The 14021-nt window shown below is 50.7% G+C and carries 19 protein-coding genes and 1 other RNA gene; 17 read left to right on the forward strand and 3 right to left on the reverse strand.

Annotated features, from left to right (window positions below; genetic code table 11):
* The first annotated feature begins 65 nt into the window (after nucleotides 1-65).
* Nucleotides 66-641: a hypothetical protein gene (locus HMPREF0326_RS15540; protein WP_020990405.1), complete on the forward strand. Its 576-nt coding sequence runs from the start codon at nucleotides 66-68 to the stop codon at nucleotides 639-641.
* On the opposite strand, the gene HMPREF0326_RS16745 is transcribed toward HMPREF0326_RS15540, so the two are convergent.
* Entirely contained in the window at nucleotides 601-1086 is a 486-nt protein-coding gene (locus HMPREF0326_RS16745) for a plasmid fertility inhibition factor family protein (RefSeq protein ID WP_147568391.1), read from the reverse strand. The genes HMPREF0326_RS15540 and HMPREF0326_RS16745 overlap by 41 nt on opposite strands.
* 12 nt (nucleotides 1087-1098) lie before the next feature.
* Between HMPREF0326_RS16745 and HMPREF0326_RS16010 the strand changes: the two genes are divergently transcribed.
* The 5 genes from HMPREF0326_RS16010 to trbJ all read left to right on the forward strand — a co-directional run bounded on the left by HMPREF0326_RS16010 (nucleotide 1099) and on the right by trbJ (nucleotide 4431).
* Nucleotides 1099-1172: hammerhead ribozyme type II (locus tag HMPREF0326_RS16010), an RNA gene on the forward strand.
* A gap of 201 nt (nucleotides 1173-1373) precedes the next feature.
* Complete coding sequence (locus tag HMPREF0326_RS07770; RefSeq protein ID WP_020990406.1) at nucleotides 1374-2408, forward strand: helix-turn-helix domain-containing protein; 1035 nt, start codon at nucleotides 1374-1376, stop codon at nucleotides 2406-2408.
* Between the two features lie 23 nt (nucleotides 2409-2431).
* Nucleotides 2432-2845 (forward strand): TraK family protein, encoded by a 414-nt coding sequence (locus HMPREF0326_RS07775; protein WP_147568392.1) that lies wholly within the window; start codon nucleotides 2432-2434, stop codon nucleotides 2843-2845.
* On the forward strand, nucleotides 2832-3590 hold the full coding sequence (locus HMPREF0326_RS07780) for a nucleotide-binding protein (protein WP_232224921.1): 759 nt from the start codon (nucleotides 2832-2834) through the stop codon (nucleotides 3588-3590). The genes HMPREF0326_RS07775 and HMPREF0326_RS07780 overlap by 14 nt, the downstream gene beginning before the upstream one ends.
* Nucleotides 3591-3630: 40 nt before the next feature.
* A complete protein-coding gene (trbJ, locus tag HMPREF0326_RS16015; protein WP_020990409.1) occupies nucleotides 3631-4431 on the forward strand; it encodes a P-type conjugative transfer protein TrbJ in 801 nt (266 codons plus the stop codon).
* An 8-nt stretch (nucleotides 4432-4439) separates the two neighbouring features.
* Here the strand turns inward: trbJ and HMPREF0326_RS16750 are convergent, their stop codons facing one another.
* Nucleotides 4440-4811, reverse strand: a complete 372-nt coding sequence (locus HMPREF0326_RS16750; RefSeq protein ID WP_147568393.1) for a hypothetical protein — start codon at nucleotides 4809-4811, stop codon at nucleotides 4440-4442.
* Here HMPREF0326_RS16750 and trbL point away from each other — a divergent pair.
* The 10 genes from trbL to HMPREF0326_RS07830 all read left to right on the forward strand — a co-directional run bounded on the left by trbL (nucleotide 4777) and on the right by HMPREF0326_RS07830 (nucleotide 12179).
* Complete coding sequence (gene trbL / locus HMPREF0326_RS07790) at nucleotides 4777-5931, forward strand: P-type conjugative transfer protein TrbL (RefSeq protein WP_008686419.1); 1155 nt, start codon at nucleotides 4777-4779, stop codon at nucleotides 5929-5931. The genes HMPREF0326_RS16750 and trbL overlap by 35 nt on opposite strands.
* Nucleotides 5932-6036: 105 nt before the next feature.
* The gene (locus HMPREF0326_RS07795; RefSeq protein WP_020990411.1) at nucleotides 6037-6333 is read left to right on the forward strand and encodes a hypothetical protein; all 297 of its coding nucleotides are present in this window, start codon (nucleotides 6037-6039) and stop codon (nucleotides 6331-6333) included.
* Nucleotides 6320-6625, forward strand: coding sequence for a hypothetical protein (locus HMPREF0326_RS07800; RefSeq protein ID WP_020990412.1), 306 nt, complete (start codon nucleotides 6320-6322; stop codon nucleotides 6623-6625). The genes HMPREF0326_RS07795 and HMPREF0326_RS07800 overlap by 14 nt, the downstream gene beginning before the upstream one ends.
* 19 nt (nucleotides 6626-6644) lie before the next feature.
* Nucleotides 6645-6908, forward strand: a complete 264-nt coding sequence (locus HMPREF0326_RS07805; RefSeq protein WP_008686434.1) for a hypothetical protein — start codon at nucleotides 6645-6647, stop codon at nucleotides 6906-6908.
* A gap of 88 nt (nucleotides 6909-6996) precedes the next feature.
* Nucleotides 6997-7272, forward strand: coding sequence for a hypothetical protein (locus HMPREF0326_RS07810; protein WP_008686436.1), 276 nt, complete (start codon nucleotides 6997-6999; stop codon nucleotides 7270-7272).
* A gap of 5 nt (nucleotides 7273-7277) precedes the next feature.
* Nucleotides 7278-8132, forward strand: coding sequence for an HNH endonuclease signature motif containing protein (locus tag HMPREF0326_RS16020; RefSeq protein ID WP_020990413.1), 855 nt, complete (start codon nucleotides 7278-7280; stop codon nucleotides 8130-8132).
* Complete coding sequence (locus tag HMPREF0326_RS07815) at nucleotides 8092-8373, forward strand: hypothetical protein (protein WP_020990414.1); 282 nt, start codon at nucleotides 8092-8094, stop codon at nucleotides 8371-8373. Before HMPREF0326_RS16020 ends, HMPREF0326_RS07815 begins: the two co-directional genes overlap by 41 nt.
* A 67-nt stretch (nucleotides 8374-8440) precedes the next feature.
* Entirely contained in the window at nucleotides 8441-8968 is a 528-nt protein-coding gene (locus tag HMPREF0326_RS07820; protein ID WP_020990415.1) for a hypothetical protein, read from the forward strand.
* Between the two features lie 27 nt (nucleotides 8969-8995).
* Nucleotides 8996-9610, forward strand: a complete 615-nt coding sequence (locus HMPREF0326_RS07825; protein ID WP_020990416.1) for a phage tail protein — start codon at nucleotides 8996-8998, stop codon at nucleotides 9608-9610.
* Between the two features lie 1825 nt (nucleotides 9611-11435).
* Nucleotides 11436-12179 carry a DNA-binding protein gene (locus tag HMPREF0326_RS07830; protein WP_008686332.1) on the forward strand — a complete coding sequence of 248 codons (744 nt, stop codon included), beginning with the start codon at nucleotides 11436-11438 and terminating at the stop codon, nucleotides 12177-12179.
* Here the strand turns inward: HMPREF0326_RS07830 and HMPREF0326_RS07835 are convergent.
* Nucleotides 12169-13107: an IS1595 family transposase gene (locus HMPREF0326_RS07835; RefSeq protein ID WP_008686331.1), complete on the reverse strand. Its 939-nt coding sequence runs from the start codon at nucleotides 13105-13107 to the stop codon at nucleotides 12169-12171. The two genes, HMPREF0326_RS07830 and HMPREF0326_RS07835, sit on opposite strands and share 11 nt — an antisense overlap.
* Nucleotides 13108-13460: 353 nt before the next feature.
* Between HMPREF0326_RS07835 and HMPREF0326_RS07840 the strand changes: the two genes are divergently transcribed.
* The gene (locus HMPREF0326_RS07840) at nucleotides 13461-13775 is read left to right on the forward strand and encodes a hypothetical protein (RefSeq protein WP_020990418.1); all 315 of its coding nucleotides are present in this window, start codon (nucleotides 13461-13463) and stop codon (nucleotides 13773-13775) included.
* Nucleotides 13776-14021 lie beyond the last annotated feature (246 nt).

The raw sequence follows: 14021 nt of genomic DNA on the forward strand, positions 1-14021 counted from the left end.
ATTGCTAGCCAAATGCGACTCATTGAAATGATTAACTTTTTTGCAAATTGCAGGAGCATTTTCAGATGGAAGCCTTTTCTGAAGCCTATGCCCGGATACTGAGAGCCACGGGCTGTACCGAACAAACGGAGCTGATCCAAGAACTTGGAATTTTCAATATCAGTCCGGACATCCTGCTGGCGCTGTTAGAGCGGTTCGGTCTGAACCCACATTGGGTCCGTACAGGAGAAGGAGAACAGTATCTAGTTCCTTCACAGACCAGCGCTAAAGTTGTGCGCAAGCTGGCGTGTATTGAGCTGCTTTGCAAAAGATTCGATTGCGGACGGGGAATTTGGAAGCAAATTGATGAAAACCGGCAACTCCTTCAATTTTTGCAAGAAGAACTTCCAGACTTTTTGGAAAAAGCCGTGTGGGTAGAGAGCTGGATTCGGGATACTGATGTGTTCCTTAACTGCCTTCTTACTCTCCTTGATGCAAAGCAGCCCCGGCCTTCTCCCTTCTTTCCTCGTCCGTGGACAGGTCGGCCCAATGCCCCATCCGGGGAGGACCCTGCAATTATTGCGCGAAGTCTTGCCGAACATATAAAACGCGAGGTGGACATTAAAAGTTCTCAATCCCAGCTATCGCTAGAAGATCATTAACATATTTATTGGGGCACATGATCGGAAAGGCTTCTGCCTTATTCAAAAGGAGATACAATATTCTTGTAATTCCATCAGTCAAATGAAGTTCCGAATTTGAAAATATGTCAACTATAGAAGCTGGAACAGGATTATTTATTCCATAAGAAAATACAACGTCCATATTTCCAGAAAGGATTTTTCTATCAAGAGGCCACAATGCTTCTGTTTCGGTATAAAGCATTCCCCTGAAGAATGGAGGAGAGTCTACTTGAACTCGATCTTTCCATATTTCACGGAACTTTTCTGAAGCAATAAAAACACAAGAATATGAGCTATCAACATTTTGATTTGGCTTCATATAGACAAAGTCAGTGCACTTTTTGATTGGAACTTTGTAGATAGTTAAAATTTGAGGAACATAACAAGGGGGAAAAACGTGCTTGGAAAAAGGATGCTCTGACATGCTACCTCACTATGGCGAAACGCTGGCGCATTTGCGGCCAGCGTCGTCGTGGGATCGGAGCCCACGGCCTGACGAGCCAGCCGCCCGGATTCACTCAAGCGCAGGAGCGTATTTGAGAAAAGCATAGGCCCAGAAAAGGCAAAAGCCTACGTGCGGCAAACACGTAGGCTCATCTGCGGGAGTGAGCTACCGCAAATTTTGTAGCTCAACTCTAGTCGAAAGGCTTAGCGGCGTCAAGCTCCGCAGCTCTGTTTTACGCTCTTTTTCGTGGCCTGGAGTGAGCAGACATGGAAACTTTCACCCCCAAGGGTCAGATCACCGGCCCTATTCTACCGGCATTTGTGCTGCGGGAAAACATTTCTCCCGGTGCAAAGATGCTTTACGCGCTTCTTTGCAATCACGCTTCCGATAAAGACCATTGTTGGCCATCTCATAGGTTCCTGGCCCAGGAGTTGGGCTACTGCGTTTCAAGCATCAAAAACTGGCTGGGCGAGCTGGTGCGCGCCCGGCTGTTGACCATCCGCCGCGCGGCCTGCCGGTCCTCCACCTATGTGCTGCTGCGGCCCCGTACCGGGGCGGCGTCCACTGCCTCCGCCGCTCCGGTCAGGAGGGGGTCAAACTTTGACCACCCCCAGGCAAACTTTGGCTACATAAATAATTCTAGGAAAAATCTAGAAAAATTTCCCCCCTACCCCCCAACGTCAAAACAACATGAAACGTCACGCAGCGGAATAGTGGAGCGAAAAGGCCGTGGGGGTGGGGGGGATTTCCTTCTGAGTAATTCAGCTTTTGAACGGCTCTGCGCGACCTACCCGCGCAATGAAGCCAAAGAACAGGCCCGCGCCATATGGCATCAGCTCTGGCGGCGTGGCGAACTTCCGGCCCTGGACTCCTTGCTGGCGGCCCTGGATCGCTTCCGGTCCTCGACGAGCTGGAACCGAGAACATGGCCGCTTTGTGCCGTACCTCGTCAACTGGCTCCGTGGTCGGCGCTGGCTGGATGAAGCGCCCGAGGCCTCGGCGTCGGCAGTGGATAAGCAGACCGTGACGCCGGAGCAAGCCCAACAGGTCCGGCGCTGCATGAAGCGCCTGGAGGATCAGCACCGGACTGATCCGGCTCTGGAGGCTGCACGGCCAGCCTTTGAGGCTTTTTTGTCACGCTTTGCCGATGGCCAGCGAAAGCGCGGCCCGGCCTGGGGCCTGTGGTCCCTGCTCCACCGTCAGGGAAAAGCGCCAAGAGCCCATGAGGCTGATACGGCTATGGGCATCCTAGACTTCCTCAAGGATTGGTCTTTCAGGCCCATGAAAGAAGCTGCGGCTTAGAAAAGCGGCATTGAGACATGATTATGCAATACGGCATGGGATATGTGGAATTTCTATCCTTGAAAAAGGAGATAGAGGCAATGTTATCCGCCGGGTACAGGTTTGCGGCAATATACAGGAAACTTGTCTCCGGGAAAAAGATAACCATGAGCTACACAACTTTCTCGCGCTATGTATCCGGTCGCTATCTCAAAAAAGAGGACGAAAAGGACAAAGATGCGTTGGTGGAGCATGAGCACAGACAACACGCTGAAAAAACGCCGTCTGATCCTGAAAAATCGGCAACTGCGGCCCTTCCAGCGGTTCCAGGGCAAGCGAGCCCCCCGGCCACGGCAGAGCAAGAAAGCGCCCCGGCCAGGAGCGGCCCCAGAAAAGCGGGGGTGGAAAAAAAAGCCCCCTTTGGTCAGGTGAAAGTCGATCCTGATGAAATTTTTTGAACACAAGGAGTACGCGGTGGCGACAGTCCACTTCATTTTGCAGGGCAAAGGCGGCGTGGGAAAATCCATGGTCGCGTCCTTTCTGTACCAGTCGTTGCGGCATTTCGGCAAAGACGTGATCGCCTACGACACGGACCCGGTCAATGCCACGCTGGCGGCTTTCAAGGAGTTCAATGTCACCACGCTCGCCATCATGAGGGACGGGAACATTGACGCCCGCAAGTTCGATGTCCTGCTTGAGGCGCTTGTAACCGCGCCGGAAGGTTCGCACGTCATCGTTGACAACGGCGCTTCCTCCTTCATCGCCCTGGGCGCGTATCTGCAAGAAAATGATGTGCTGTCGCTCCTGGCCGATGCCGGGCACACGGTCTTTTTCCATTCCATCATCACCGGCGGCCAGGCCCTGGGCGATACGATTCAGGGACTTGTCCAGCTGGTACGGGGCTTCCCCGATTCACCGCTGGTGATCTGGCTCAATTCCTTCTTTGGGGAGATTTCCATGGACGGCATGAGCTTCGAGGACTTCAAAATCTACAAGGATCACTCGCACCAGTTCCATGCCCTGATCCGGCTGCCGGAAGGCAACAGGGCGCTGATCGGCAAAGACCTGGAAGACCTTCTGGCCAAGCGGCAAAGTTTCGAGGCGGGGATCAACGGCAGTTCCACTTCCATCGCGGTGAAGGCCCGGCTGAAAAGGTACTGGAACCAGCTTCTTTCCTGCGTTGAGCAGGCGGATATTCTGTAGGCGGCGGCCTGGACCGTTGGCAACTCCAGGGAGAAAAGCCATGAGAATTTCTTTGTCGATGATTTATCTTCTGACTCTTTCCGCTCCTCTGAACGCCTATGCCGGAACGGTATACTGCACCAATTGCAGCACGAGAGTGACGCAGGCCATTGAGAAGGCCACCAGTCTTGAACAGCTCAAAACACTGCTCAAGGAATACGACGAGGCTATTGAACAGACTGCCGCCCAACTTCAGATGGTGCAACAGAACATCGAGCAGTACACCAATATGGTGCAGAATACCGTCATGCTGCCCGCGAATATTATTCGGAAGATTTCTTCCGAACTCTCCAAGGTCGGCCAGATCACGGGCGCGCTGAACACCCTGCGCAACGATGTCGCCGGGCTGGGAAACGTCTATGACGCCCTTTATCAGACCCAGGACGAGTTCAAGCAACTGGCCGGTCTGCCCAAGAACATGCTTTCCCAGGGCGGCGCTACCTACCGGACCAATTGGGACAGTTGGAGCCGCCGGGTGGACGAGTCCACCAGGGCCACTTTCCAGCTCTCAGGAAGCCAACTCAAAGACCTGGAAGAATCCGGCGAACTGGAAGCCTACATGAACGAGCTGCTTTCCTCGCCTGACGGCCAGCAAAAGGCCCTTATGGCCGGGAATCAGCTTGCGGCGCTCCAGATACAAGAAGCCCGCCAACTCCGCGAACTCATAGCGACTAAGGTTCAATCGGACTTGGCGGGCCAAGTGAAGGCGGAAAAGCAATCACAGTTTTCTGAAGAAGTGGCGCGTGAGCTTACAGATTTCAAAAGGCTCAATCTTAAGCCCATAGACGATCCAGAATTTTAAATATGTGTCTATTTCAAATACTGTCGAGCTTCTTCTTCATTAATACGAGTATAACTTCGTTGTGAACGTCCACCAACTGCACTAGGAAAATCGAGAAATAATTTTTTATCTTTTATAGTTACAATATATTTTAACTTAACTCCAAAAGGACCAGTAAAATCTATAATTATATCGCCATCATCTTTGTGAAATTCGCATTCTATCGGAGGCTGTTTTCCTTCTTGAAAAGAATCTTGATTAATAATTAGAACTTCTTTCTTTCCCGTGCTTGGAAGTGCTATTTCACTGATCCAAAATCCAAACATATCACTCATTGATGATGCAAAAACAATACTAGGCATAAAAATGAAAATAAGCACAGCAATAAAAATACTTCTCATTGTTGTTTCCTCTCTTTTTATTCTAGAGTTTTCAAACAGTGTTGCATTTGCTAGCAATGCCGATTCTGACATTGTTGCAAAAATTGTCAATAGCTTTGCAAGTAAAACCGACAAGTGGACAAGCGTAGCTCAAAAATATGCAAAAATAGTTTTCTATTGGTGCGCGGTCTTAGAAGTTGCATGGCTTGGCGTAAAAATGTCTCTTGGCACTTCTGACATGCGTGAAACGATCAAAAATTTTTGTTTTGTATTGCTTGCGGCCGGATTCTTTCTAGCTGTCATCAATAACTATCAAGAATGGTCACACCAAGTAATCAATGGAATGCTTTCAATAGCTGGTGAAATGGGTGACATTCAGCATTCGTCAGACAATGTATTTAAGATGGGGCTGGATTTGTGCGGTCAAGTTTGGGAGGTCATAGGCACTATAAGCCCTACAAAAATAGGGACTATTTTTGGCATGGTAATCGCCTTATTCATAGTTATTGTATGCTTTTGTCTTATAACAGCTCAGGTAATATTTATAAAGTGTGAAGCATACATTGCCATGCTTGCCGCTTGTATCTTAGTTGGATTTGGTGCAACAACTTTTCTTCGAGATTATGCAGTAAATGTATTAAAATATATTTTAGCCGTAGCATTCAAGCTCTTTGTCATGCAGCTTGTTATAGGTATTGGGTATTCGTTTATGAAAGATGCCATCACTCCAAAAGCGGACTTACCTACTATCTGCATAATCATCGGCGTCGCCATCGTTCTCTATGCTCTGGTCAAGTCTCTCCCCGACACAGTGGCCGGAATCATCCAGGGTTCGCACGTCAGCTCCGGCCAAGCTCTGACCTCCACGGTCATGGCTATGGGGGCCGGGCTTGCTGGCGCGGGTATGGCCGCTGGCTCCGGCATCGCCAATATAGGCCGGGCCGCCCAGGCTGCCAAGGCCCAGGGGGCGGAGGGAGTAGGCGGCATGGTCAGGGGCACGGCCAGCAATCTCTGGAACGCCAGCCGAGAAGCCAATCACGAGAAGGGCCTGCGCCAGGGCAGTGTCGCTTCGTCGCTACGGGATCAGATTGAAAGGGCGCGCGTGGAAAGTGCAGCCAAAAGTCAGAGCAAGAAGGACTAAGCCCATGAGTAAGAAAAGTTCCTGGTTAATCTGGTTCGGCTCCTCGACTTGCCGGACCCACAAATAACAACTGAGCTCTGCGGGGCTCCGGGTAGGAGGTAAGTCGTGGAAAACTTCGATGCGTCGTCGGAAGAAATAGAGCTTAATGCCATCATAGGGGAAATAGAGGATTACCTAGATGAACAGGAGGAGATTGGTAATAAATTTATTGAAGATGCCGAGCGTAATTTAAGAAGAGGAATATGCATACTCAATATTTCTTCCTGCTTACGAAAAGCCGTGGTGATAGTTGGCATCAAGGTGAAATGTGAAGACGATAAAAAAAGTTATATTAAATTTCTGAAAAACTACATTACAAATATCAAGAAAAACAAAGGAGAGAATGCCCATGTCTCAGATTAACCACCAGAAGATCAATGAAGAGCTTCTTGATCAGGTTGGGCGACTCGGCAATGTAAACCTGAACGGCGAAGCCATGAAGGCGGAGCTGGCCCGCTCCAAAAAGCTCAGCCTCAAGGCAGAGCTCGCGCAGTTGATCCCGCAAAACATGATGCTGCTCCAGCAGATCAGGAACGAGGCCCCCATGCTCCTGATCCGCCACCCTGACGTTGAGAAATGCTTTCAGGCTCAATGCGAATGCCTGGAAAGCCTGGTGCATTCCCTGGAACAATCCGACACGCTTCCCACCGCCTAATCGCAAGGAGAAAAACCTCATGGCCAAGAACAAGATCATTAACCTGAATGATCATCTCTTTGCCGAGCTAGAGCGCCTTGGAGACGAAAATCTGAAGGGCGAGGCTCTCAAAGAAGAGATCAAGCGCTCGCTGGCGGTGGGGCATATAGCCGACCGCATTATCAATAGCGGTGACTTGATGCTGCGGGCAAGGATCGCCGCGGACAACACCGTCCGGGGAGATAATATATTGCCCTCGATCCTCGGCGCGGACTACGGGCCGGACGCGGACACACGGCAATAAGGGGTGTTGCCTGACCAAGGCAGACGCCGGAATCCGTCTGATCCCGGCGTCTGCCTTGCCCTCATCCTCTTCATATGGAGTATTCAGAATGCCCAACAGAATGCACGGAATGCAGAAGGCTATCCACAATCAGGGCAAGGCCAGAAAAGCGATTCGGAAGCAGTTGGATCATCTGTCAGAGCTGCCCATAGATGACGAAGAAGAGACCCAGGAGAATATTCAGAATGAAGCTGGCCGTACCAGGGCCATCAGCAGAATTGCAGGCCGGATCATAGCGGCCAACACCCTTGTAATCCGGTCCAGAGTAGCGGCTAATAATCTGCTGATCGGAAACAAGATACTGCCTGAAATTCTTGAGGAGTAGACTGTATGTTCAGATATTCAGGCGAAATGATCAGCTTTCTTCGTGAGCATAAAGAGAAAATGAAATATATTGAGCTCACAAAAGAATTTAACAAAAGATTTGGACAAAACAAATCTATTCGGGCTATTAAGAGAGTTTGCTTTGATAATGAACTATGTAAAAAAGTTAGATATGACAACGAGATTAAAGAATTTATAAAAGATATCATATCAGGATTAAGCTACAGTAAAATAACAAAAATAGTTAATGAAAAATTTAAAACTAATAAATCAGTTCGACAAATAAAATCTTTTTGTATTTACCATAAGATATATAACGGGAAAGGTAAAAAAAATTCTGAACACTTTGTATTTACGGATGAAATGATTAAGTTCATCAAAAAAAATATACAAAATATAAATTATAATGAATTAACAGTTCAATTCAATAAATATTTTTCTGTTAACATCTCAAAAAGCATTCTGAAAAATAAATGCTACAGCCTTGGATTTTTTAATGGAGTCACTTTTGATCAACCGTTATTCACAGAACACCTTGGTAAGGATGGATACCTTATAAAAACCAAAAAAGGGTGGATTCCAAAGCAAAGATTTTTATGGGAGCAAAAGAACGGGCCAGTACCAGACGGATATTGTATCATATTTGCTGATGGAGACAAAACAAATTTTAACGAAAACAATCTTATCAAGGTAAATAGAAAAGAACACTTCCACTTGAACAAACGCAAATTAAGATTTTCCGATCCTGAATACACAAAAGCAGGATTAAACATTGTCAAACTATTTCTCAAAGCAGAAGAACGCCAAAAGGAGATCGACGATGAAGAACCAGAGAAAGAGAATCAGCCGGAAGAAGCCTGAATTGTTTCTGGACGATATTTACGATTCTGACGACCCGGAAGTGGACCGCTATCTGAATACGGCTCTTAAAGAAGAAAGTGAGAAAGTGGATTTCTCGCTGACTGAGGCGCAAATACGTAGAGAATTGGACAACGCCCAGGAGCGCGCACTGACCCGCCTCGCCTGGAAGTTCAAACACCTCCTTTCGCCCCGAATGCAGAAAATCCTTGAGGCCCAGCACCCAAGGCCGGACAACATATAACAATTTTTATGCAAATATTTTTTACAATAAAAAATTATTTGCATTGAAAAATAATTAAGGAGACTCCATGAAAAAACGCATTCTTTCCCTTTTCTGCGCGGCATTCCTGCTGCTGCCTCTGCTGGTCAGCGTGCCGATGTCCGCGCATGCGGCTGTCTCCAAGGTTTTTTCCAGTCCGCCGGAGGGTTCTGATTTCGGTGATTGGATGGTGGTCACAGGGCCGGGCTTTGACGGGGCTTGTCTCAGTTACATGCTCGAAAACATTCCCATCAAGGCCGAAAGGCTTCAGATCGCGTTCCCGTCCTCCCCGGAGATGATTGAATTCCACCAGGGAAAGATCATCCGCTATACGGGAATGATTTATGGCCCGTCTTCCGTGAATCTGAAAAACATCCGCAAGGTGACGTTCACGCCGGAAAGGCCGCCGAAAGCCATGGGGGGCGACCAGGACAAGGCGATTGCCGTTTATTCGCTCAACGCGGATATGGGCGACATGGCTCTGGACATTGAGGCGCTTACTCTCTGGCTCAATGGTAAGCAATGCAAACTGGACTACTCAGCGCAGAAAAAAGAATACACCCTGCGCTGCAAGTAACCGATTTGGACAATCAGGAGCCCCCACATGAAAAAACGCATTTTAAGCCTTTTTGCAGCGCTGTTTTTCCTCCTGCCCCTTCTGGCGTCCTCTCCGATCCACGGCGCTGACGCCACCAGCTTTGACCCCACGAGGGTGGAAGTTAAGGCCAAAGGCTCCGGCGGCGTCCCGGTCGGAATGATCCTCGCGTGGCCAGTTGGCCAGAATCCGGAAGATATGGATAACTGGCTGGAATGTAACGGACAAAGCATATCACCGTCAGTTTACCCGGAACTGTCGGCGCTTCTCGGCGGCCAGGTGCCCGATCTGAGGGGGTTATTTCTCAGGGGGCATGGCTCACAGGACCACATCCAGAACAACGGCACGACCGTGGGCATTACGTCCACCACGCACAGTTCTGGAGCCCTGGGGCAAGTACAGGGCGACGGTACGAGAAATGTTACCGGAACAATTGGTCCGTCTATTGATGCCGGTTCATCAGGGATTGTATACCGGAATGGGCAATCAGGTTATATGCTTCCATCCGCAGCCCATTATGCAACTGCTTTTCATCACATAGACATCTCACGCGTTGTGCCCACAGCAGCGGAGAATCGCCCCGTGAACACCGCTGTTCGTTACCTGATCCGCGCCCGGCCATAGGCCGTTTTCTGGCCAGTGCGGCGCATACCCGGAACTGTTCGCGGTTCTCGGCGGCCAGGTGCCCGATCTGCGTGGGCTTTTTCTCCGTGGATACGGAGGCAAGAGCGCCGCTCTGGGGACCACACAGGACCAGGCAACCGCCAGCAGCGGCATACAAATAGCCACGGCCTTTATCGACCTGGGCGGCGGAGGATGGGACGGCTGGGCCTATGCTCCATATCCCCAGGCAGGAGGATCATGGACAACCTTGCCCGGCACCGGCGATGAAACTCGCCCTGTCAATCAGGCGGTTCGGTACCTTGTCCGTGCCCGGCCATAGGAAAATGGGATTTTGTAATTTCGTGCTACTGGCCTAAAAAGCCGCTCTGTAGAAATTCAACAGGTTACGTTATTGGCCAGCCTGGTTCCGGATCAGCGACCGCAAGATCATTCGTGTTACTCCTGCGAGTCACCCGGACTCTGACCAAAAATCCGGGTGGCACGCGGAGAGCATAATTCACGGGCGGGCGCGGACTAAAAATCGTACCGCCTGGTTATCAGGCCGAACCTCATTGGCCACAGGTACACCACCGGCAGAAAGATCAAGTCCATAAGCAGTGCTCCCCCAATTGCCGTCCCACGAGCCCCTAATGACAACCACGCCATGACTACCAACAGGCTTAAAAATCCCATTTCCTGTCAGATACCCTCCGAACCCTACGCTGATGCTGCCCGCTGAAGATATGTCGCGCATGGCATGCCCCTGAGGTGAGCCTAATTCAGCGCTGTTCCCCCCGTGCCCCCTCAAAAACAGCCCCCGCAGATCAGGCACCTGGCCGCCGAGAAGCGCGGACAGTTCCGGGTATGCGCCGCACTGGCCAGAAAACGGCCTATGGCCGGGCGCGGATCAGGTAACGAACAGCGGTGTTCACGGGGCGATTCTCCGCTGCTGTGGGCACAACGCGTGAGATGTCTATGTGATGAAAAGCAGTTGCATAATGGGCTGCGGATGGAAGCATATAACCTGATTGCCCATTCCGGTATACAATACCTGATGAACCGGCATCAATAGACGGACCAATTGTTCCGGTAACATTTCTCGTACCGTCGCCCTGTACTTGCCCCAGGGCTCCAGAACTGTGCGTGGTGGACGTAATGCCCACGGTCGTGCCGTTGTTCTGGATGTGGTCCTGTGAGCCATGCCCCCTGAGAAATAACCCCCTCAGATCGGGCACCTGGCCGCCGAGAAGCGCCGACAGTTCCGGGTACGCGCCCTGGGCCGTTATAAAGGGCTACGGGAGCGCGCGGATCAGGTAACGCACGGCCTGATTCACGGGGCGATTTTCGGAGGCGGTGGGCACGCATCGCGACAAGTCAAAGCTAACGTCGTAAGGATAGCCGTATCCGTCTACGGCGACCTTCTGCCCTCCGCCGCCTCCGACTCTGAACGGTCCTGTTCCCTCTCGCCACATTCCCGCTACTCTTGCATCGAAAGTACCTGTTACGTTTCGTATCGCATCGCCCTGCTGGACGCCCAGCTCCGCCGATTTTCCTCCGTGCCCCCTGAGAAATAACCCCCTGAAATCCGGCACCTGGCTGCCGAGAAGCGCGGACAGTTCCGGGTACGCGAACGTGGCCCCCAGAAAGCGGATTTATATACTTGACTACATAAACAAAATCAGGAGGTTCTAAACGCCTGTTTTTATCAACCTGTAAAAAAATTTCCTCCTCCAGCCCGCATAACTCCAGCAATGAGAAGGGCTTTCCTCTTCTCCATTTTAAACAGGACGTTCTCTACCATCTGCTCCTTCGTATATGATCGTATGAAAAAGACAGGAGGCAGAGGATGAGACTAATATTCACAGATGAAAGGATCGCCCAGGCTGCTCGCGAACTTTACGCCAACGGAGAAGTGCCGACCGTCAGGAACGTCCGCGCACTCATGGGCGGAGGAACACAGGATCGGATTTCCCGGATCATCAAGGCACTGAACCTTCCCACGCCCGTGAGGGTAAAGAACCAACTCCCGGACTACCTCATAAAGGCGCTTGAGCGTTTTATGGGCGAAAACAAGGCGATGGGACGGCTTGAGCCTAACGAGGAGCTTCAGAGACTCGCCAGGGAGAACGAAGAGTTAAAGGCCAAAGTGGACGTACTGACCAACGTCCTCACGGGCAAGGCTGCTGTGACCCGGATCACCGACAGCAGCATCCTGAAAGCAGCCATGAAGAGCGAGTCCGCCAAGGCCCGCTTGATGGTGGATGGAGCCTCCTTTGCCGAGATCCGCAGGATGAGGCCTGGGCGGAGGACGCCAGCCCAGCAGGATCTGTACCGTAAATACAGGGATGAACTGAACGAGATCAAGCAACAGAGAAGGCGAGCGAAGACATCCCCGCCAAAGCGGGTGGAGAGCCGGGGAGTGATGATAGACGGATTGAAAGGATACGAAATAGCCGAGAGACGGAACGAAGAGCTGACGCCCGCTCAAAGGGAATGGCGATACCAGTATCTTCAGGTGAAGAAGCGGAAGCAGAACGAGAAGAAAAAGGCCAAGGCCGCCGCCAATCAACATTCAGAGTCTATGCAATGATGGCAGCGTAGGTCGTCCTTCCAAGGAACATCTTTTCCAGGGCGGAATTCACACGGTCATACGTGTGGTGATAGACCGAGCCTGCATCCATCCTGAAGGAAAATTCATTGACGTAACGTTGTGTGTGCTTTTTTGTGAACCAGTGGAACACGCCGTAAAAACCGCGCTTCAGGACAGCCCAGAAGGATTCGATCCCGTTGGTGTGCGCCATGCCGTCAACATATCCCTTAGCGGAGTGGTTCACACTCTTGTGGATGAAGCTCTCGTTGAGGCCGACATAGCCCATGCTGTCGTCCGTACAGACGATGCTGTCCGCAACCACGTTTTCATAGACAAGTCCTTGCAGCGTGGGCTTCGTGGTGTTTCCCACCACAAAGCCCCGAGTGCGTCCCGTATGGCGTTCCCTCAAGCCCACGATAACGGCCTTGCTGAGATTAGACTTTCCGTCGTGGCGGTTTTCAGCCTTGCCCCCGAGGTAGGCTTCGTCCACTTCCACCACGTCCTTCAGGAAGCCACCCCCGGAACCGCTGGGATCGTTCTTGCCCAGCGCTTCACGTATACGCTGGAGCATGTACCATGCCGACTTCTGCGTAATCCCAAGCTCCTGCGCCAACTGGACGCTGGAAACGCCCTTGCGTTCCGTCATCACAAGGTAGATGGCGAGCAGCCACTTGTGCAGCGGGATGTGGGAGCGATGAAAGATAGTCCCCACGCGCACGGTGAAGTCCTGACGGCACTTGCGGCAACGGTAGTAACCGGGGGCGGTATCGCCACGGTTGTACGCCTTCTCGGTGCCGCAGAAGGGACAGATGGGATTGCCATGCCAGCGGATTTCCTCAATGTGTTTTCTGGCCAATTCCTCATTGGGGAAACGGGACATGAACTCAGGCACAGAGACCGTGGTACGGGGAAGATACTTTCGGCTCATTTTTCACTCCGTTACGACTTTTCTTCCTACTGAAGAAAAGTATAACCTTTCTTTCTATGGTAGTAAAGTATATAAAATGTTTTGAAAAACAGCTCCGCTATTTTGTAAGGAAGCCATCGAAGTACCAATCAAGGAGTGGGAGTTAAACATATAAATCCCCCCAGAAAGTGACTTTGACCGGTCGGGGTACATAGCAGCTTCACCATCCCAATGGCGTTCCTGCATGTCTTTCTGCTGCATCTCTAGGTATCACTTCCTCATTATTTACAAAAGCATGGTAAAATTAGCGTAAACAGCATTGACTCTGGGCGATTAGTTACTATGTTAACAAAAAATTAGGAGGAGTGCTAAAAATGAACGGACTTTATAAAGCTATTTATAGTGTGCCGGGGGATAGGAACGAAGGTATTGTATTCATAGATAATGGAAAAATTTATGGTAGTGACAGAACACATGCCTTTTATGGAACTTACACCATTTCCGGTGAAGCTCTTTCTGCCAATTTAACCCGTATCCAGCACGCCCACGGTGGGTATAATATGGGGGGAGGGGGCAATGAATTAACCATTACCGGGACTCTGGAAGGTGATAAAATCCGTGGAAAGGGAACAATCCCCGGCGTTCCGGTGAAGATGGATATTTTACTCCAGCAGATTAAGGCTATTTAGAAGATGAAAGGTAGCTGGACATTCACCCGCTGCTGCCTTATCTAAAAAGGGAACCCCGGCATCTGTGGGGACAGATACCGGGGCTGGCACGGCGCGGTTAGCGCCCCATGCACGGCTACCAATACGGGTTTACTTTTTTCGACCCGGCCCACCGCAGATGGGCCGGGTCAACTCTTATCTGACGTCAGACGTCAGTAAGAGGACCAGGGCCACAGCGACAAGTAGAGCGAAAACAAGTTTCCGCAT

This window comes from Desulfovibrio sp. 3_1_syn3, assembly GCF_000145315.2.
Lineage (GTDB): Bacteria > Desulfobacterota > Desulfovibrionia > Desulfovibrionales > Desulfovibrionaceae > Desulfovibrio > Desulfovibrio fairfieldensis.